Genomic DNA, 17,928 nt, shown 5'->3' on the forward strand with positions numbered 1-17,928 from the left:
GACTATATCGAGCGCTTCTATAACCCGAGGCGCCGGCACTCTACACTGGGTTATCTGAGCCCCGTAGACTACGAAGAAAAAGCTAAGTTAGCCTAACCGTGGGTCCACCGAACCGGCAGCAGCTCAAAATGCTTCGCATCACTAACGGTGCAGGCAAGAGCGAACTGATTACCGAACAACTCGTGGCGACTCTTGAGGCCATTCTCAGCTACGAGAGCACCTTTGGTTACGGTCCCTCGAGTAAGCTTTTGCGCACCATGCTTGACCCGGAACATGCGCACCTGAGCGCGCGGCCGTGGGTAAAACGAGACAAATGGTCCGATGCTGAAAGAGCCCGCAAAGACGCACTCGATACGATACGCAAAGGATCCATACAAACAATTGCATCTATGTTGCTGGACCAATTAACTTACCTGACAAATGGCGAGCACCAAATGCACCAGGGTGTTCGAGAGCTAAACGCCACTTTTGACCAACGCAGCGTTCAGAAAACTAATTCTGGGCACGGTGGCGACCCCGTGGCGACCCGTTCTAAGAGGCCAGCTCCGTCGAACTGGGGGGGCGCAAAAAACCTAACGATTTCAATGTGAAATAGTGGTGCCGCTTACGTGACTCGAACACGTGACCCCATCATTACGAATGATGTGCTCTACCAACTGAGCTAAAGCGGCGCCGTCGGGCGAACCGGACGGAATTTCGGTCTTTTACTGATCGTTTTCAGTCGTTGCAAGAGGCAAGGCGCGTTCCGGAGGCGGGAGTTCAGACATAGTTTGCACTGTCCCCTTCTCAATTGCCGTGGATCGCGCGGTTTGGGTGGTCGGCACTTTCCATTCGAACGCATCGAGACGCCCGGTCACCGGAGAAACCGGCTCCCATTCGTCGCTAATGATTCCATCTGCCGTCCATGCCGGATCTCGCGGCGCACGAACAGCGCGCGCGAACCATTCACGAGCTTTGCCCTGATCCCCGCTTTGCCCTTCCTCAATCTCACCCATCAAGCTAGCGACGCCCTGGGTAAGGTCGTCATCAAGAAAGTTTTCCAAGCACTTACGGGCAAGCGGCCAATCGTAAGCGTCGATGGCAGTCCGGGCCATGACTATGGCGGCAGCACGATTTGTCGGCGGTATTTCTATCAGTTCGCCGATCCGCTTGAGGCGGTCCAAAGCCGAAGCGCCCGGCTGGGAGTTGGCATACAGCATGGCCACATCTGGGTGACCGGTCGCTCGCCATGTGCGACGCAGCAAGCTTTGCGCTTTGCGGCTTTCGCCCCGATTGATGTAAATGCGCGCGCCAATAAGAGCGGCGGGTACGAAGTCTGGTAAAAGTTTCAAAGCGGTAAGGGCGTGATCAAGGCCCGCGTTTGGCTCGGACACTTCCATTTCCCGCGCCCGCGCGGTCTCGATTACGGCCTGCCGACGACGCTTACGGGCCTTTTCCTCGCGACTGCCAGCAACCTCCACATTGACCATGGCAACAGCTTCAGCCCATTGGCGCGTGGCGACAAAATTGTCGAATACGGCCTGGTTGGCCCACGCGCTGTGGGGCGCTAACGCTAGGGTTTTCTGAGCAAAAACCAGGGCCGCCTCAGGGCGGCTTTGCACCTGGGCCTGGTCGTATAAGCCGGTCAAAGCAGCCACTGCGGTCGATTCGTTGGCGATCAGGGCGCGATAATGTTCGCGTGCGGCGGACATATCGCCGAGTGCAAGATCGGCGCGTGCCTCGAGAAGTTTGGCAGCACTATCTTCCGGCAGCCGGGCTTGAGCCTCGCGCGCCATGATGCGAGCACGGGCGGGATCGCCTGATTGCAGAGCGATGACGGCTTGCGATAGGGCCTCGAATCCCTGTTCGCGGCGTTTACGATTGCGTCGACGGTTCAAGGCCTTAGGGGCCCCAATCACGCGGCGGACCACCGCCCAAATGGCAATAATGATGATGGTTGCCAGAACCAGCAGTGCCACCGCCGTACCAAGGCGCGGTTGCATACGATAACCAGCAATATCGAGGCTGATGGTGCCGGGGAGCGCAATGACCCAAGCTACAATGCCTGCAACGACAAGGCTGCCGATAATCCACGAGGCAAGCCTGATCATTGCGCCGCCTCCGCATTGAGGGCCTGAGCCCTGATGTCGACGAGGAAGCTATTGGCAATTGCTAGGGTTTCAAGGTCTGTCCCAAGATCGCCTGCAGCTGATTGCATAGCCTGCGGAAGCTTGGAGAACTCGGCGAAAGCTGTATCAAAATCAGCACGTTGGGTCGCAGCCTCTAGGCGCGCAACCACTGCCTCCGGGCTGTCGCCCTGAGCCTGCGCGGAAGGGCGCAGCGCAATCACACCACGGAACCACCCGGCCGCCGTATCTTGCCAGCTGACATTCTCAGGCAAGGGTTGGCCAGCCAGCATATCGGGCAAAACAGTGTTGAGTTTAGCCATCACGTCGCCCGGTCGCGGCAAGCCCGTTTCGGCCTTGGAGGCGATGGGCGCGGGAATGGCACTTGAGGGCATTTCCTGGCGTATTATGGACAATTCAGGGGCATAAGGCCGGGCATTTGCGAAGGCAAAGTCCAACGACGATAGGCTCAAAGCGAGCCGGTCAGTACGCGAAGTATTGGCTTGTGCACTTGTGGCCACTGCTGACAGCTGGCTCTGGGTCGCTTCAAGGGCGGAACTGGCGTCCGCAAATTCGCTTCGCAGCAGCTGCAGCTGCGATTTCAAATCCTCGACAGCTTCAACACTAACACCGCTCGATGGTCCGGGGACACTAAGGCTCTCTATCCGTGCGGCGAGCGCCGCAACCTCCTGCTCGAGCGCGGGGTCGACGGCAGGAGTTTCGGCCGTAGCGGGCTGCTGTTCAAGCGAGGCGATACGCGTGCTGATGTCAGCCAATTCGGCTTGAACAGCGTCAGTCGCCGTCTGGAGCTGGGGAACCGCGGTCGCAAACTGTGCGATCCGGTTGTCGGACTGGACCGGCGCTGCTGGAGGTTGCGGCCAAAGACCGGCCGCGGCGAGACCATAGGCTGCGCCGAGACCGATGACGCCTCCGACTATACCTGCAATCACTGGATTGCTGCGCGACGGAGCTGCTGCGGCCGCGCTTTGGGGCGGGATTGGTGGCACCGGCGGAACAGGCGGTTCCTTTTGCGGTTGAGGCGCAGGTTTTGCTGTCGGTGCCTCGGCAGTAGCGGGTTTTTCAGAGACAGTGGCTGCAGGCCGGGCGGTCCCCTCTAACACCGGAGGCTTCACCGGGCCTGTCTTCGACCCTTTGGTTGAACCAGTGGTCGGGGCCTTATTTGGCGATTCGGTGCCGGGCGCGTCAGCCATTAGCGTACCTCTAACTTACAATCCGATCATGCCCCAGTTTGCTCTCTAGCAAAAGCAAGTGCCAGTGCCATCATGGCGTCTTCGCTGGGGTAGTCAGAAAGCAGAACGCGGCTGAAGTGGTTTTCGAGCAGTGGCTCTGCAACTTTTTCTGACATGCACAGCATGGGTAACGTGCGACGCTTACCAAGTTCTATTGATTGGGCCAAAGAGCAGAAAATTTCTGCCGTGCGGCGCGAATAAAATAGGACCGCCCCAAAGCCGTCAGCCTCGAGGTCATCGAGCAGGCCTGAAGGCAGGCTCGTCTCTGAAACCATTTCATAAACTGTTGCCGTTGCAACCAAAATTCCATGGGGCGTCAAAGCATGGCCCAGATCACCGCTCAGGTGGCGTCCTGCAGGATAGAAAATGGGGCCCGAATTACGTGAAAGGGCGATTGTCGTGACCAGCGAGGGCAGCGTTCCATCGGCGGCAACAACATTTGTGAAGCCCAAGGCCCGGGCTTCATACGCCGTGCGATCTCCCACCGCAAATGTGGGGACGTCACGAAAGCGCTCTATCAACCCCTGATCTTCGAGCGAGCGTAAAGCATTGGTGCTGGTGACTGCCACGCCAGCAAACGCACCGGACGGCACCGACGCATCAACGTTCTGACGGATCATCAGCGGCGCGAGTGATCCCTCAATACCCAAGGCCGAAAGGCGATCTTGGGTCGCCTGAGCATCGGGCTCAGGACGAGTGATCAGCATGCGCATTAGTTTTGCCATTGCGCAAACCACTCCGCGCCCGCTTTCGACACGAGGCTCTGTCCGACGGTTTCGCCCAAGCGCTGCGGATCGGTGTCTTGGCCTTCAGCCTTAAAGGTTGTTTGCCCATCAAGGCTCAAAATCTCGCCCTTAAGGGTATAGATACCGTCAGAAAGGCTGGTCAGCGCGCCAACCGGCGTGCGGCAGGACCCATCCAAAACCGCCAGCATGGTGCGTTCAGCGGTGATTTTACCAAAAGTTTCAGCGTGGTTGAGTGGCGCGATCAACTGCGCCAATCGGTCATCACCGGTGCGGATAGCGAGGCCGATCGCCCCTTGGGCGGGCGCTGGCATAAAATGGTCCGGCTCCAAAATACTGGTAACCCGGTGGGCCTCGCCAAGACGATTGAGCCCAGCCATAGCCAGCAAGGTGGCGTCAGCAACGCCATCCACTAATTTCTGGATGCGGGTGTGAACATTGCCACGGAAAGGCACGATGACGAGGTCGGGGCGCAATCGCAGGGCTTGAGCCGCACGACGAATTGAAGAGGTGCCGAAGCGCGCGCCCTGCGGCAGATGGTCTAAACTGGGAACACTCACCGAGAGGAAAGCATCGCGCACATCCTCGCGTTCGAGGAAAGCCGCAAGGGTAATGCCTTGAGGCAGGCCAGTCGCAACGTCCTTGCTGGAGTGCACACCAAGATCGATCTCACCAGCGAGCAAAGCGTCGTCTATCTCTTTGGTGAAAACGCCTTTTCCGCCAATGTCGGAAAGAGTGGTGTTTTCCGCCTGGCTGCGGTCACCGCCTGTGGACAGGACACGAATCCCGATCAGCTCTTCGCTGACCCCATGGGCTTTTGCCAGCAAAGACCGCACAAGGTGAGCCTGCGCTAAAGCCAGTGGGCTACCGCGAGTTCCGATGGTGGCAAAGAGTGCTGACGATTGCATAGGCGGGCAGTCCTAGTGTAGGCGAGAAGCTTGTTTACGGGAGTAGACCGTTCGTCGTGACCGAGCAAGCACACACCATCATTCTTGGCATTGAGACCAGCTGCGACGAAACCGCCGCTTCGATAGTTGTCCGGGATGAAACCGGCCGGGGAACAATCCGTTCCAACGTGGTCCGATCCCAATTGGATGAACACGCAGCCTTCGGCGGTGTCGTCCCAGAATTGGCGGCGCGAGCCCATGTTGAATGGCTCGACCATATCATCGCACAAGCCGTTGACGAAGCCGGAATTGCGATCAGCGAAGTTGATGCAATTGCTGCAACCGCTGGCCCTGGCCTTATCGGCGGGGTGCTGGTGGGATTAACAACGGCCAAAGCCTTGTCGGCCTCGCTCGACAAGCCGCTGATCGCCGTCAATCACCTTGAAGGCCACGCGCTCACCGCGCGCCTGACCAATGAGGTGCAATTCCCCTATCTTATGCTGCTCGTTTCCGGCGGCCATAGCCAGTTTGTGCTGGTGCGTGGCGTGGGTGACTATGAGCGCTGGGGCGGGACAATTGACGATGCCTTGGGCGAAGCCTTCGATAAAACAGCAAAGCTTTTGTCGCTCGGACATCCCGGCGGGCCTGCTGTTGAGCAGATGGCAAAACAGGGCGACCCAAAGCGTTTCCGCTTCCCAAGACCTCTTCTGCGGGAAGAGCGGCTCGACTTTTCTTTCTCTGGGCTGAAAACCGCCGTGAGATTGCAGGCAGAAGCCTTGGCACCGCTCACCGACCAAGACGTCGCCGACATTGCGGCCTCCTTCCAGGCGACCGTGTCGGAAATTGTAGCGAAGCGCTCGTCTCAAGCACTCGACCGGTTTAAGACCGAGCTGCCTGATGCCGTACCTACGCTAGTGGTTGCAGGTGGGGTTGCGGCTAATCAGGCCATTTCGGCGGCATTGCGGGCCGTTGTGGAGGCGCATGGAGCGACGCTTGTTGTTCCCCCCATTGCGCTTTGCACCGATAATGGCGCGATGATCGCTTGGGCAGGCGCCGAACGCTTTGCACTCCATGCGCGCAATACGCTCGATTTTGCCGCACGCCCACGCTGGCCCCTTGATACGCCGGATATGAAGGTTTCGTCCGATGACGTTTGATCATGTTGCTGTCATTGGTGGCGGCGCTTGGGGCACCGCTCTAGCGCAAGCGGCGGCAATGGCCGGTCGCAGCGTCAGTTTGGTAGTCCGCTCGGCTGAACAGGCCGCCTCGATTAACGCCACGCGGATCAACGAAAAATCCCTGCCCGGGCAGATCTTGTCGCCAGCGATCAGCGCTGTGACCAGTTTGGGCGCTGCTGATTTGATTATTATGGCTGTGCCCGCCCAGACGACACGGTCGGTTTTGGCGGCGCTTGACCCCAGATTGCTGGACAACAAACCCGTGATCCTTTCGGCTAAAGGCCTTGAGCAGGGCACGCTGGAGCGGCAGAGCGCAATTGTCGAGCAGCTGTGCCCAACTGCGGTCCCATATGTCCTCTCCGGCCCAAGCTTTGCCGCGGACCTCGCCTCGGGACGCCCCACAGCAGTGACACTGGCCGGCGATGATGATGAGGCCACCGAAGCTATCGCTGCCGCTTTGGCAGGACCGAGCTTTCGGCTCTACGCCGCAGATGACCGCACCGGCGTAGAAATCGCTGGTGCGCTCAAGAACGTCTATGCGCTGGCCTGTGGTGCTATAGAAGGAGCGAACCTTGGCGCTTCGGCGCGCGCCGCCTTGATCGCGCGCGGCTATGCAGAAATGGCACGCATGGTGACGGCCATGGGTGGCTCGGCCAGCACGCTCACCGGATTAGCGGGCATGGGCGATCTCACCCTGACTTGCACATCCAGCCAATCGCGCAATTACCAGTTTGGTATTGCTCTGGGTGCGGGCCGTTCCACGCAAGACATTCTAGCCAGCGGCGCAAAACTGGCCGAAGGTGTCGCCACCGCGCCGGTTGCTGCCGCCTTGGCGAAGACCCTTGGGGTCGATGCCCCACTGATCGACGCGGTAGATGCTGTAGTAAGCGGCACCTCTAACATTGCGACCGTTGTCGCCGGGCTGATGTCCCGGCCTTTGAAGAGAGAAGACTGACCATGCTTTACGCCATGATTGCCAAGGATGCTCCCGGTGCTCTGCAGACGCGCCTTGACGTGCGTCCGGCTCATCTCGACCATTTGCAATCTTTGGGTAAGGCAGTGGTTTATGCCGGAGCCTTGCTGGATGACAATGATCAGCCCGAGGGCTCGATCGTTGTGTTTGAAGCGGAAGATCTCGATGCCGCCAAAGCCATGGCTGCGGCTGATCCGTTTGTACCGGCAGGCGTTTTCTCGTCCTATGAAGTGAAGCGCTGGCGCATTGCCATCAACACCACCGGCGTGGAGTTCTAAGCGCTATGGCCTATTGGCTAATGAAGTCTGAGCCAGATGTTTTCTCATACGCAGACCTCGAGGCCAAAACGGCCAAGGGCGAAGTGGAAGAATGGCATGGGGTGCGCAATTATCTGGCGCGCAACAATATGCGGGAGATGAAGAAGGGCGATCTCGCCTTTTTCTATCACTCCAATATCGGCCGCGAGATCGTAGGCATCGCACGCATTGCCAATGAATCTCACCCCGACAGCACCGCTGAGCCCAACACCAAGGGGCAGATCGTTTGGGACTGTGTTGATCTCGAAGCGGTAAAACCATTTCCCCGCGCCGTGACCCTGGCTGAGATCAAAGGCACTGAGCAGCTCAGTGAAATCGAGTTGGTGAAATATTCTCGCCTCTCGGTCTCGCGCGTTTCGGAATATGAATGGGAACTGCTCTGCAAGATGGGCGGCCTTTAGGCCAACAAAAAAGGGCCACTCAATCGAGTGGCCCTTTTATTTTGGGGGGTTACCGCGCCTCGTTCTGTTCGGGCTGCGGTGCGTATTTCTGCAGCAGCGGTAGCTGCGTCATTGAGAAAATCACCGTCAACGGCATGATGCCCCAGACTTTGAAGGCGACCCAAAAGTCGGTGTCGAAATTGCGCCAGACAATCTCGTTGATGACGGCGAGAACGACGAAGAACAAACCCCAATTGAGGGTCATCTTCCACCAGCCTTCAGGCTTGAGCTTATAGACGTCGCCAAAGACGTATTTGAGCAAGGACTGACCGAACAGCAGCCCGCCAAGCAGCACCACTGCAAAAAGCGAATTGGTAATGGTCGGCTTCATCTTGATGAAGGTGTCATCCTGCAACCACAGGGTCAGGCCACCAAAAATCAGCACCACCGCACCAGTGACCAATGGCATAACCGCGATTTTGCGCAAGATCAGCCAAGACAATGCGAGGGAAAGAACCATCGCGCCCATGAACCATGCGGTCGCGACGAAAATATCGGTGCGGCCGTTCATGATGAAGAACAGCACCAAAGGCCCTAGTTCCAACGCAAGCTTGATCACTTGCGGCTTTAGCTCATCCCAACTCGGTTCGGCCTGGGTTTTGTCGGTCATAATATTTTCCAGTAAGACGCCAGAACTTTAGGGGTTATGACGCGGTCTGCAAGCGACTTAGCGCGTAACAGTGGTTAGATTTTGGCCAGCAAGCTGGCCCCTCGTTCACGTTAATGCTGGCCAGCGATTGCCTTGGCAAAATCGCCTGCTTCAAAGGGCTCAAGGTCTTCAACCCCTTCGCCCACACCAATAAAATGCACAGGCAGGCCAAATTTACGGGCGATGGCCACGAGAATGCCACCGCGGGCCGTACCATCAAGCTTGGTCATCACCAGCCCTGTTACCCCACCGCGCTTGCCAAAAATTTCAACCTGACGAAGCGCATTCTGGCCGGTAGTCGCATCCAAGGTCAGAAGGGTCGCGTGGGGAGCGGAAGGATCAACCTTCTTGATCACGCGAATGATTTTTTCCAACTCATCCATCAGCTCTTCGCGGTTCTGCAACCGCCCCGCCGTATCGATAATGAGAACATCGCGCCCCTCAGCCTTAGCTTGGGTGACGGCATCGAAGGCCAGACCCGAAGCGTCTGCACCCGCTGGACGCGAGATGACGGGGGAATTGGTGCGCTGACCCCAGACCTGAAGCTGTTCAATGGCTGCGGCGCGAAATGTATCGCCCGCGGCGAGCATGACCGACTTGCCTTCGCGCGAGAATTTCTGCGCCAGCTTGCCGACGGTGGTGGTCTTGCCCGAGCCGTTGACGCCAATCATCAAGATAATGAAGGGCTTTTGCGCGGCGTCGACAACCAGAGGCTGTGCGACAGGGGTGAGCACTTTTTCGACTTCAGCAGCGAGAACGGCACGGACGTCTTCACCCGACACGTCTTTATCAAAACGGTCGCGGCGCAGCGTTTCGGTGATGGAAATCGCCGTCTCGATTCCCAAGTCAGCCTGAACCAGAACGTCTTCCAGCTCATCAAGCGTTGCCGCATCAAGCTTACGCTTGGTGAAAACCGAAGTGATCGAGGTGCTCAGATTATCGGATGAGCGTTTTAGCCCCGAGGCAAGACGCGCGAACCAGCCTTGCTTTTCGGCCGGAACGTCAACAGCTGACGCGGGTGCAAGCCGCACAGGGGTTGCGATCGCTTGAGGCGGCGAGACCAGCTGGTCTTCAACCTCTTCGACATAGTCTGGCGTCATTTCCGGTGGGCCGGGCGGCGGCAGGTCTTCCTCGACCGCAGGCGCCTCAACGACAGCAATTGGTTCGGGCGCGGGTGTTTCTGGCACATGGACTGGTGCCAAAGGTGCATCAGGCAGGCTTTCTGGACCCGCCGGTGATGGAGCAGGCTGGCCACCGAAAAACCGCTGGAAGAAGCCGGGTTTCTTTTCGCTCATAGTCTCAGTTCGCCTTCACCTAAGCTGCAAGGGGGAGCACGTCGCCGACAAGGCAATCTGCGCTCGCGCCCGTAATTCTTACACTGACCAATGACCCGTGTTCTATGCCAGCCATATTAACGGGAAGGAACTGTTGCGTGCGGCCGATGCCGGAGCGTTCAACAAGCACTTGTTCCACCGCGCCAATCCGCGTTTGGCTGAGAGCCTGAACCTGCCGATCCCCCTCCTGACGCAGAACATTTGCTCTTTGCTTTGCGACAGAGCGGTTGACCTGTGGCATGCGCGCCGCCGGTGTGCCCGGGCGCGGCGAATATGGAAAGGCATGGATATAAGTCAGGCCCGCTTCGCTAATAAATCGTCGGGAGTTTTCAAACATGTCATCGGTTTCGGTCGGGAAACCGGCAATAATGTCTGCCCCAAAAACCATGTCAGGCCGCAAGCCCCGGAGCTTAGAAATGATGGCAAGAGCATCATCGCGCAAATGGCGGCGCTTCATCCGCTTGAGAATGAGATCATCCCCTGATTGCAGGGAGAGATGCAGATGCGGCATCAGGCGAAGATCGGTGACCGCTTCATACAGCGCCGGATCGGCCTCAATGGAATCAATCGAGGAAATACGAAGGCGCGGGAGGTCCAGCACATGCCGCAAGATCGCCTGGACCAATTGGCCCAAGCTGGGTGCGCCGGGTAGGTCGGGACCATAGGAGGTAATGTCCACCCCGGTGAGCACCACTTCTTTGACACCATTGGCGACAAGCTTCTTGATCTGATCGACGACCAAGCCCATTGGCACAGAGCGCGAGGGCCCACGACCAAACGGAATAATGCAGAATGTGCATCGGTGATCGCAGCCGTTTTGCACCTGCACAAAGGCGCGGGTGCGGCTGTCCATGCCTTCAATGAGATGAGCGGCGGTTTCACGCACGCTCATGATATCGTTGACCTGCACCTTGTCGTTCAGAGGCAGGCCAAAAACCATCGGCTGATAGCTATCGGCCTTGAGCTTATCGGCATTACCGATGACCAGATCGACCTCGGCCATATCGCCAAAGCTGCGCGCCTCAGTTTGCGCTGCGCAGCCGGTGACGATGATTTTAGCCTCAGGATTATCGCGGCGTGCTTTACGAACCGCTTGCCGTGCCTGACGGACGGACTCCTGAGTGACGGCGCAGGTATTGATAATGATAGCATTATCCAGCCCGGCCTTTTCGGCCTGGGCCTTCATCACCTCGCCTTCATAGGCGTTGAGGCGGCAGCCAAAAGTGAGTGTCTCAATGGCCATTAAGCGGCCTCGCTACGCGCCCAAATGCCCGTTGAGGGGTCAACCGTGCCGCGCCATTCATACTCTGCCGGTCCCGTGAGGGTCACGTGATCATCAGGCAGCCACTCGACAACGAGATCGCCGCCTGGAACGGTGATCGTCGCTTTGCGATTGGTGCGACGGGTACGAACGCCGTTGACGAGGGCGGCGCAAGCAGCGGTGCCACAGGCTTCAGTGATCCCTGCCCCACGCTCCCATGTCCGCAAAATCATGCGATCTGGCGTAATGACCTCCGCGATAGAAATATTGCAGCGCTCTGGGAAGAGCGGATGGTTCTCGAGCATGGGCCCGAACTTTTCCAGAGCATAACCCCACACATCATCCTTCACCCAGAAGGTGACATGCGGATTGCCCATCGAGGCTGCCGAAGGGGAATGCAGGATTGGCGCATCAATCGGCCCAATCTGAAGTTCAATGGCGCGCGTGTCGCCAAACTCTTCGTTGAGCGGAATGTCGTACCATGCGAATTTGGGCGTACCCATATCCACAGTGATCAAGCCATCTTCAGCTTCTTCTCCGAAGAGAAAACCTGCAACGCTTTCAAAATCGAAACGTCGACGCCCGTGCTCGGCTGTGAGGAACTGCACAACGCAGCGCATCCCATTTCCGCAAGCTTGAGCGCGCGATCCATCGGAATTGATGATCTCAATAAAATAGTCGGTTCCCGAGGTGCGCGGATCATGGATGGCCATGATCTGGTCGAACTTGGTTTCTGGACGCGCATTGATGGCAATCGCCGCATCCGCCGTGACCCGCTTATCGGTGCCGCGCATATCGGCCACGATAATCTGGTTGCCCAGACCATTCATTTTCAAAAAAGGAATGTCGCTCACGGTCAATTCTTCCACGCAGTGTGCGCCGTTCGCAGAGGCGCTTTCGCCCACTATATGGCGGAATAGCTTTTCAATTGCCAGAGCGACACCTTCACCGAACGATCTGGTTCGACGCGGTTTACCGACGCTTGCGTCTATCGGGTACATTAAAACGTAACCATTGGCCTTAACTAGAAACAAAATTTAATCGTGCAATGACAGAGGAAAGAGTGGCTATAGATCATCAAAGCAGATCGCTATGAGGAAAAACTATGAATATGGCTTTTTCGCCTAGTCATATTATCAGTGACTGGAAAGACTACTATGCCGATGTGTGGGGCACGCAGGCTCTTCGCCTCCAACACACCTTAGCGCAATCGGATTTGTTTTCCGATGCAGCACTTTCCCGATTGATCGACATGACGCCGCGTGAGGCCTATCACGTCAATTACTCTCAAAAGACCCCCGGGAACCCACCTAAAAGGCGTGAAGGTCAGATCAAGGATCTATCCGGCGCAGAGGTTTTGGAGGTCGTGCGTAATGGCAATATTTGGGTGAATTTGACAGCACCGGCCAAAACCGACCCCGCCTATGGTGCGCTGCTTGATAGTCTCTATAGCGAGTTCGAAGGCCGTATCCCGGGGTTTAAGAGCTATAAACGCAATCTCACCATTCTCATCTCATCGCCCAATGTCTCGGTCAAATACCATTCTGACGTCCCTGGCCAGAGCTTGTGGCAGGTGAGGGGCACAAAGAAGGTTTATGTCTACCCCGCCCAAGCGCCCTTTATTTCTCAGCCAGCGCTGGAAAAGCTTATCCTTGGGCAGTTGCGCGAAACCGACATGCCATTTGAGCAGTGGTTTGATGATTTCGCGCAGGTTTATGACCTTGAAGCGGGCCAGATGCTGCATTGGCCGCTCAATGGGCCACACCGCGTCGTCAATCACGGCATGCTCAATGTCAGTTTCACCACCGAGCATTGGACCGACGAACTGCGTAAACACTACGCGGTAAATTACGCCAATGGCGTGTTGCGCAATAAGTTGGGCCTCACGAAGCTCGCTCAGAACACGAGCGGTCTTTCTTATCTGTCCAAACTCGGGCTCGCCGGCGCTGTAAAATTTTCGCCGCTCAACCCGCAGCGCAAGAAGGTTTACACTGTCGACTTCGAAGTCGACCCAACCAATCCCGAAGGTATCAGGGACATCCCCGCCTTCACCTTTGAAAAGTGATCTCGTCAAATCGCCGCGATAGACGCCCTTCACACTAAGGTCATAAATCAGCGCGAGGCGTTCGATCGCCTTGCGCCACTTTGGCTCGAACTCGAACAGCGCTCCGGGCGAGACGTCTTGTTCCAGAGCCTAGGTTGGATTCGAGCTATCTGGGACTTTGAGACGGCGCGCAACAACGCGGCCTTCAGCCCATTTTTTGTTCTCGTGTACCGAGGTGAGAGGCTTATTGGCGCCCTGCCGATGGAACTCGTCGACACTAGCATACGCCGGGTTTTAATGCCCATTGGCTATGCTTTTTCTCAGATATCGAATGCCATGGTAGCTGCAGAAGAAAATACCGAGGCCGTGGTACGACACCTGATCGATGCGGCGAAGTCGAATATTGCCTGTGACACACTGCTCTTCACTAAAGTACGCAGCGGCTCATCACTTTATAAAGGGCTGCCAGCCGATCACGTCAAAACCGTCGAAACTCTCGGTGCGCCGATCGCGGAACTCTCGGACTATCCTGACTTCGCTGCTTATTTCCGCACGGTAAGGCCGAAAACGCGCAAGAACATCCGCAATGCGCGCAATAGGCTCGAACGCGAGGCATCTCTCGTCCATCACGTGATCGATGAGCCGAGCCAACAATTGGCGCTGATCGAGAGAACCCTCAGTAGCCGAGACCAACGTTTAAAAGAGCAGGGCCTGACGTCGCGCGCTTTCGGCACGCGTCACTTTCAGGACTTTTGCGCCAGCTTGGTCGGGCATCCAGATCTTCCAGTCACTGGTTTTTCGCTCGTTCACGGTCAAAATTTTCTGGCTGAACAATGGGGTTTCACTCACGGTGGACGCTATTACGCCTATGTGGCGGCTCGGGACTTTTCCCAGTCAGACGAAAGTCCGGGCAAGATGCACCTCGCCGAAGTCACTCAGGCCTGCGCCGACCGCGGGCTGGCCGCCTGTGACCTTGGTATTCCCACCATGCCTTACAAATTAACGTGGGCGACTCATGTCGTGGGCGTCCACGATATCGCTATCCCTCTCACCGCACGCGGCAAATTGATTGTGCGCGTTTGGGACGTTTGGTTGCGACCAAACCTGAAAGCACTGGTTTTGCGTACCCCACCGACCTTCCGCGTAAAAATCATGCGCTTTTTTGGGCGGAACAAGGACCAAAAACCATAAGGATTGCCGAGCTTCCTTGACTCGTTAGGCGCTTTCCCTTAGAGCCAAACTGTTCATCAGGCATTTGCTCCTGACCAGCCGACCGGGACCCCTAGGGGTATAAAGAGATCCCGGAGGCCAACATCCGCCAGCGCGTTGCGCCCGCGGGTGGGTTTGGTGTTTGGCTTTTTGGATCTTATCTCTCACAAGGAATTGGCCTTGCGAGTGAAAAGGAAACGGCATGTTCGAGAGCTTAAGCGACCGGCTTGGCAAAATCTTTGACGGGCTTCGTGGCCGCGGCGCGCTGAATGAAGCGGACGTCGATGCTGCAATGCGCGAAATTCGTCGCGCCCTTATTGAAGCCGACGTTTCGCTTGAAGTTGTCCGTGCCTTCGTTGAGCAGGTTCGTGAACGCGCTATTGGCGCTGAAGTCACGCGCTCCGTTACCCCGGGCCAGCAAGTCGTCAAGATCGTCAACGACGAACTCGTTGCAGTTCTTGGCTCTAACGCTGTCACCATCGATCTTAACGCCCCTGCCCCCGTAACCCTCCTGATGGTTGGTTTGCAGGGTTCGGGTAAGACCACCACCACTGCTAAGATTGCCAAACGTCTTAAGGACAAGCAGCGCAAAAAAGTGCTGCTGGCTTCGCTCGACACGCGCCGTCCGGCTGCTATGGAGCAGCTGCGCATCCTTGGCGAACAGGTTGGTGTTGACACTCTTCCAATCGTCTCGAGCGAAACGCCGGTCGAAATCGCGCGTCGCGCTGAACGCGAAGCCCGCCTCGGCGGCTATGACGTTCTGATCGTCGACACCGCCGGTCGTACGCATATTGACGAGGAACTGATGGTCGAAACGGTCTCCATTAAGGAAACCGTCAAGCCACACGAAATTCTGCTGGTTGTCGATTCGCTGACCGGCCAGGACGCGATCAACGTCGCCCGCTCATTTGATAGCCGTCTCGACATTACCGGTATCGTGCTGACGCGCGTTGATGGCGACGGTCGTGGTGGCGCTGCGCTCTCGATGCGCGCCGCAACGGGCAAGCCGATCAAGCTGATCGGTGTTGGCGAAAAGATGGATGCCCTCGAGGACTTCCATCCAAGCCGTATCGCTGACCGTATCCTTGGCATGGGCGACATTGTTTCGCTCGTGGAAAAGGCTGCCGAACACGTTACCGCCGAAGACGCCGCGAAAATGGCGAAGAAGCTCAAGAAGGGCTCCTTTGACCTCGACGATCTGCGCGGCCAGCTTCAGCAGATGAAGAAGATGGGCGGCATGGGCGGCCTGATGGGCATGATGCCCGGTGCCGGCCAAATGAAAAAGGCTATGGCCAACGCGAACATCGACGAAAAGGTCTTTGATCGCCAGATCGCCATTATCAATTCGATGACCGCCAAGGAACGGGCCAACCCGGACCTGCTCAATGCTTCGCGCCGCAAGCGTATCGCTGCTGGTGCCGGTGTTGACGTGTCGGAAATCAATAAGCTGACCAAACAGCACCGCCAGATGGCGGATATGATGAAAAAAGTCTCCAAGGGCGGCATGGGCGCACTCGGGGGCATGTTTGGGGGCAAGATGGGCGGAATGCTCGGCGGCATGCCGGACCTGTCCAAAATGGACCCTAAACAGCTTGAAGCCATGGCCCGTCAGGCCGGCATCAATCCCGATCAGCTCAAGGGCCTGCCCGGCACTGATCTCCCTGCCCCCAAGGCGCTACCGACTGACGTCAACGCGCTGCTCAAGTCCTCCGGTGGTCCGGGTCTTCCCGGTCTCGGTGGCTTACCAAAATTCCCAGGCCTGCCCGGCTTGGGCAAGAAGAAATAGACCAAAACTCGAAACTAGGAGCCAATCATGGCACTCAAGATCCGCCTTGCACGCGCTGGCACCAAGAAGCGCCCATTCTACCACATCGTTATCGCTGACGCGCGTTCGCCACGCGACGGCCGCTTCATCGAAAAGCTGGGCACCTACAACCCACTGCTGAACAAGGACGTTGAAAACCGCATCGTTCTGAACACCGAACGCGCTCAGCACTGGCTGTCCGTTGGTGCAGTTCCGACCGACCGCGTAGAACGTTTCCTCGACGCAGCGGGCCTCCTGAAGCGCGACGCACGCAACAACCCAAAGAAGGGTGAGCCAGGCGACCGCGCTAAGGAACGCGCAGAAGAAAAGGCAGCTAAGGAAGCTGCTGTTGCTGAAGGCGCAGCTGAATAGTTTTAGTCCTTTTGGACTGAGATTTTTGAAGACCCCGGTGTTTCGGCACCGGGGTTTTTTGTTGGGTTTTGTGGCTACAAAAAGAAGCCCCGCCGGCGCGGGTAACTGGGTGAAGCTTCTCCCTTGGCAATCAAAACTAACAAAAAACCCCGACATCTCTGCCGGGGGTTTTCAGACTTAAAACTTATGGAACTTATAAAGGAGACAACGTCTCCCTTATGCTGCCTTGAGCTTTGCAAGGATCGCTTCGCCCATTTCTTGGGTGCCAACGACCTTGCAGCCTTCCTGGGCAATGTCAGCCGAACGTAGGCCATCGGCGAGAACGGCAGCAATGGCGCCTTCGACCTTGTCAGCCAGTTCGATCATGCCGAAGGAATAGCGCAGAGCCATCGCGTAGGACGCGATCATCGCGATCGGGTTGGCGATGCCCTTGCCAGCAATGTCTGGAGCCGAGCCGTGGACTGGCTCGTACATCGCCTTACGCTTCCCGGTGGTCGCATCTGGAGCGCCAAGCGCTGCCGATGGGAGCATGCCAAGCGAACCGGTGAGCATTGCTGCAACGTCCGAGAGAATGTCGCCGAAGAGGTTATCAGTAACGATTACGTCGAACTGCTTTGGATTGCGGACGAGCTGCATAGCGCAGTTGTCAGCCAGAATATGATTGAACGCTACGTCGCCAAAATCCTTGGCAACGGTGCGAACGACTTCGTCCCACAACACGCCAGACTTCATGACGTTCTTCTTGTCAGCCGAGTGGATCTTGTTGCCGCGGGTGCGGGCAAGATCGAAGGCGACGCGTGCAATGCGATCGATTTCGTAGGTTTCGTAAACCTGAGTATCGACGCCGCGCTTCTGGCCATTGCCCAGATCGATGATTTCCTTCGGCTCGCCGAAGTAAACGCCACCGGTCAGCTCGCGAACGATGAGGATGTCGAGGCCTTCAACCAGTTCGCGCTTGAGCGCAGAGGCGTCAGCCAGTGCTGGGTAGCAGATCGCTGGACGCAGGTTGGCAAACAGGCCCAGATCCTTGCGCAGACGCAGGAGAGCAGCTTCTGGGCGCTTGTCGTAAGGGACATTGTCCCACTTCGGACCGCCAACCGCACCAAAGATGACGGCGTCGGCCTTCAATGCCTTTTCCATGTCTTCTTCGGAGATCGCTTCGCCATGCGCGTCATAAGCGCAACCGCCAGCCAGACCGCGTTCAATCGCGAAGTCCGTCAGACCAGCTTCGTCGGACCAAGCGATGATCTTTTCGACCTCAGCCATGATCTCTGTGCCGATGCCGTCACCTGGCAGAAGGAAAAGGGAATGGGCAGCCATATTGGGATAAACTCCTCAACCGTACTCACGGGTACACCTTGG

Annotated in this window: 19 protein-coding genes and 1 tRNA gene; 10 read left to right on the forward strand and 10 right to left on the reverse strand. The window is 57.2% G+C overall.

What is annotated here, in order from left to right; all coding sequences use genetic code 11:
- Together JHC09_RS04540 and JHC09_RS04545 are read left to right on the forward strand one after the other, a co-directional pair.
- Positions 1 to 96: IS3 family transposase (locus JHC09_RS04540; protein WP_199530998.1), on the forward strand; the 96-nt coding region annotated here is incomplete at its 5' end.
- A 32-nt stretch (positions 97 to 128) separates the two neighbouring features.
- Positions 129 to 590: a hypothetical protein gene (locus JHC09_RS04545; protein WP_199530999.1), complete on the forward strand. Its 462-nt coding sequence runs from the start codon at positions 129 to 131 to the stop codon at positions 588 to 590.
- A 5-nt stretch (positions 591 to 595) separates the two neighbouring features.
- Here JHC09_RS04545 and JHC09_RS04550 read toward each other — a convergent pair.
- The 5 genes from JHC09_RS04550 to hemC all read right to left on the reverse strand — a co-directional run bounded on the left by JHC09_RS04550 (position 596) and on the right by hemC (position 5,006).
- Positions 596 to 671 (reverse strand) — tRNA-Thr (locus tag JHC09_RS04550).
- A 33-nt stretch (positions 672 to 704) separates the two neighbouring features.
- Entirely contained in the window at positions 705 to 2,090 is a 1,386-nt protein-coding gene (locus JHC09_RS04555) for a heme biosynthesis HemY N-terminal domain-containing protein (protein WP_199531000.1), read from the reverse strand.
- The gene (locus JHC09_RS04560; RefSeq protein WP_199531001.1) at positions 2,087 to 3,316 is read right to left on the reverse strand and encodes a hypothetical protein; all 1,230 of its coding nucleotides are present in this window, start codon (positions 3,314 to 3,316) and stop codon (positions 2,087 to 2,089) included. The genes JHC09_RS04555 and JHC09_RS04560 overlap by 4 nt, the downstream gene beginning before the upstream one ends.
- 26 nt (positions 3,317 to 3,342) lie before the next feature.
- Positions 3,343 to 4,080, reverse strand: a complete 738-nt coding sequence (locus tag JHC09_RS04565) for a uroporphyrinogen-III synthase (RefSeq protein ID WP_199531002.1) — start codon at positions 4,078 to 4,080, stop codon at positions 3,343 to 3,345.
- Positions 4,068 to 5,006 (reverse strand): hydroxymethylbilane synthase, encoded by a 939-nt coding sequence (gene hemC, locus JHC09_RS04570; RefSeq protein ID WP_199531003.1) that lies wholly within the window; start codon positions 5,004 to 5,006, stop codon positions 4,068 to 4,070. The genes JHC09_RS04565 and hemC overlap by 13 nt, the downstream gene beginning before the upstream one ends.
- A 77-nt stretch (positions 5,007 to 5,083) precedes the next feature.
- On the opposite strand from hemC, the gene tsaD reads away from it, so the two are divergent.
- The 4 genes from tsaD to JHC09_RS04590 are packed head-to-tail and all read left to right on the forward strand — an operon-like array spanning position 5,084 to position 7,854.
- Positions 5,084 to 6,142 carry a tRNA (adenosine(37)-N6)-threonylcarbamoyltransferase complex transferase subunit TsaD gene (gene tsaD / locus JHC09_RS04575; RefSeq protein WP_169194523.1) on the forward strand — a complete coding sequence of 353 codons (1,059 nt, stop codon included), beginning with the start codon at positions 5,084 to 5,086 and terminating at the stop codon, positions 6,140 to 6,142.
- A complete protein-coding gene (locus JHC09_RS04580) occupies positions 6,132 to 7,118 on the forward strand; it encodes an NAD(P)H-dependent glycerol-3-phosphate dehydrogenase (RefSeq protein ID WP_199531004.1) in 987 nt (328 codons plus the stop codon). Before tsaD ends, JHC09_RS04580 begins: the two co-directional genes overlap by 11 nt.
- A gap of 2 nt (positions 7,119 to 7,120) precedes the next feature.
- Positions 7,121 to 7,414, forward strand: coding sequence for a YciI family protein (locus JHC09_RS04585; RefSeq protein WP_199531005.1), 294 nt, complete (start codon positions 7,121 to 7,123; stop codon positions 7,412 to 7,414).
- 5 nt (positions 7,415 to 7,419) lie between these two features.
- Entirely contained in the window at positions 7,420 to 7,854 is a 435-nt protein-coding gene (locus tag JHC09_RS04590) for an EVE domain-containing protein (RefSeq protein WP_199531006.1), read from the forward strand.
- Between the two features lie 49 nt (positions 7,855 to 7,903).
- Here JHC09_RS04590 and JHC09_RS04595 read toward each other — a convergent pair whose 3' ends face one another.
- The 4 genes from JHC09_RS04595 to dapF form a co-directional block, all read right to left on the reverse strand.
- Positions 7,904 to 8,503 (reverse strand): septation protein A, encoded by a 600-nt coding sequence (locus JHC09_RS04595; RefSeq protein WP_199531007.1) that lies wholly within the window; start codon positions 8,501 to 8,503, stop codon positions 7,904 to 7,906.
- 110 nt (positions 8,504 to 8,613) lie between these two features.
- The gene (ftsY, locus tag JHC09_RS04600) at positions 8,614 to 9,837 is read right to left on the reverse strand and encodes a signal recognition particle-docking protein FtsY (protein WP_199531008.1); all 1,224 of its coding nucleotides are present in this window, start codon (positions 9,835 to 9,837) and stop codon (positions 8,614 to 8,616) included.
- 19 nt (positions 9,838 to 9,856) lie between these two features.
- Positions 9,857 to 11,119, reverse strand: a complete 1,263-nt coding sequence (gene mtaB / locus JHC09_RS04605; protein WP_199531009.1) for a tRNA (N(6)-L-threonylcarbamoyladenosine(37)-C(2))-methylthiotransferase MtaB — start codon at positions 11,117 to 11,119, stop codon at positions 9,857 to 9,859.
- The gene (gene dapF / locus JHC09_RS04610; protein WP_248308902.1) at positions 11,119 to 11,967 is read right to left on the reverse strand and encodes a diaminopimelate epimerase; all 849 of its coding nucleotides are present in this window, start codon (positions 11,965 to 11,967) and stop codon (positions 11,119 to 11,121) included. Before dapF ends, mtaB begins: the two co-directional genes overlap by 1 nt.
- Positions 11,968 to 12,248: 281 nt before the next feature.
- Between dapF and JHC09_RS04615 the strand changes: the two genes are divergently transcribed.
- The 4 genes from JHC09_RS04615 (at position 12,249) to rpsP (ending at position 16,566) form a co-directional block, all read left to right on the forward strand.
- Positions 12,249 to 13,202 (forward strand): hypothetical protein, encoded by a 954-nt coding sequence (locus tag JHC09_RS04615; RefSeq protein ID WP_199531011.1) that lies wholly within the window; start codon positions 12,249 to 12,251, stop codon positions 13,200 to 13,202.
- 117 nt (positions 13,203 to 13,319) lie between these two features.
- Complete coding sequence (locus tag JHC09_RS04620; RefSeq protein ID WP_199531012.1) at positions 13,320 to 14,372, forward strand: GNAT family N-acetyltransferase; 1,053 nt, start codon at positions 13,320 to 13,322, stop codon at positions 14,370 to 14,372.
- 220 nt (positions 14,373 to 14,592) lie between these two features.
- Positions 14,593 to 16,176, forward strand: coding sequence for a signal recognition particle protein (gene ffh, locus JHC09_RS04625; RefSeq protein ID WP_199531013.1), 1,584 nt, complete (start codon positions 14,593 to 14,595; stop codon positions 16,174 to 16,176).
- 27 nt (positions 16,177 to 16,203) lie between these two features.
- Positions 16,204 to 16,566, forward strand: a complete 363-nt coding sequence (gene rpsP / locus JHC09_RS04630) for a 30S ribosomal protein S16 (RefSeq protein ID WP_182394549.1) — start codon at positions 16,204 to 16,206, stop codon at positions 16,564 to 16,566.
- Between the two features lie 216 nt (positions 16,567 to 16,782).
- Here the strand turns inward: rpsP and leuB are convergent, their stop codons facing one another.
- Positions 16,783 to 17,886, reverse strand: coding sequence for a 3-isopropylmalate dehydrogenase (gene leuB, locus JHC09_RS04635; protein ID WP_199531014.1), 1,104 nt, complete (start codon positions 17,884 to 17,886; stop codon positions 16,783 to 16,785).
- Positions 17,887 to 17,928: the final 42 nt, after the last annotated feature.

The organism is Devosia sp. MC532 (assembly GCF_016461625.1).
Taxonomy (GTDB): Bacteria; Pseudomonadota; Alphaproteobacteria; order Rhizobiales; family Devosiaceae; genus Devosia.

What these genes read in the sequence shown, in the direction of transcription:
- leuB (WP_199531014.1), bottom strand. Translation starts at nt 17,886, where the DNA reads ATGGCTGCCCATTCCCTTTTCCTTCTGCCAGGTGACGGCATCGGCACA.
- ffh (WP_199531013.1), top strand. Translation starts at nt 14,593, where the DNA reads ATGTTCGAGAGCTTAAGCGACCGGCTTGGCAAAATCTTTGACGGGCTT.
- mtaB (WP_199531009.1), bottom strand. Translation starts at nt 11,119, where the DNA reads ATGGCCATTGAGACACTCACTTTTGGCTGCCGCCTCAACGCCTATGAA.
- dapF (WP_248308902.1), bottom strand. Translation starts at nt 11,967, where the DNA reads ATGAATGGTCTGGGCAACCAGATTATCGTGGCCGATATGCGCGGCACC.
- JHC09_RS04560 (WP_199531001.1), bottom strand. Translation starts at nt 3,316, where the DNA reads ATGGCTGACGCGCCCGGCACCGAATCGCCAAATAAGGCCCCGACCACT.
- JHC09_RS04595 (WP_199531007.1), bottom strand. Translation starts at nt 8,503, where the DNA reads ATGACCGACAAAACCCAGGCCGAACCGAGTTGGGATGAGCTAAAGCCG.
- JHC09_RS04555 (WP_199531000.1), bottom strand. Translation starts at nt 2,090, where the DNA reads ATGATCAGGCTTGCCTCGTGGATTATCGGCAGCCTTGTCGTTGCAGGC.
- rpsP (WP_182394549.1), top strand. Translation starts at nt 16,204, where the DNA reads ATGGCACTCAAGATCCGCCTTGCACGCGCTGGCACCAAGAAGCGCCCA.
- JHC09_RS04615 (WP_199531011.1), top strand. Translation starts at nt 12,249, where the DNA reads ATGGCTTTTTCGCCTAGTCATATTATCAGTGACTGGAAAGACTACTAT.
- JHC09_RS04585 (WP_199531005.1), top strand. Translation starts at nt 7,121, where the DNA reads ATGCTTTACGCCATGATTGCCAAGGATGCTCCCGGTGCTCTGCAGACG.
- JHC09_RS04590 (WP_199531006.1), top strand. Translation starts at nt 7,420, where the DNA reads ATGGCCTATTGGCTAATGAAGTCTGAGCCAGATGTTTTCTCATACGCA.
- JHC09_RS04565 (WP_199531002.1), bottom strand. Translation starts at nt 4,080, where the DNA reads ATGGCAAAACTAATGCGCATGCTGATCACTCGTCCTGAGCCCGATGCT.
- ftsY (WP_199531008.1), bottom strand. Translation starts at nt 9,837, where the DNA reads ATGAGCGAAAAGAAACCCGGCTTCTTCCAGCGGTTTTTCGGTGGCCAG.
- hemC (WP_199531003.1), bottom strand. Translation starts at nt 5,006, where the DNA reads ATGCAATCGTCAGCACTCTTTGCCACCATCGGAACTCGCGGTAGCCCA.
- JHC09_RS04545 (WP_199530999.1), top strand. Translation starts at nt 129, where the DNA reads ATGCTTCGCATCACTAACGGTGCAGGCAAGAGCGAACTGATTACCGAA.
- JHC09_RS04580 (WP_199531004.1), top strand. Translation starts at nt 6,132, where the DNA reads ATGACGTTTGATCATGTTGCTGTCATTGGTGGCGGCGCTTGGGGCACC.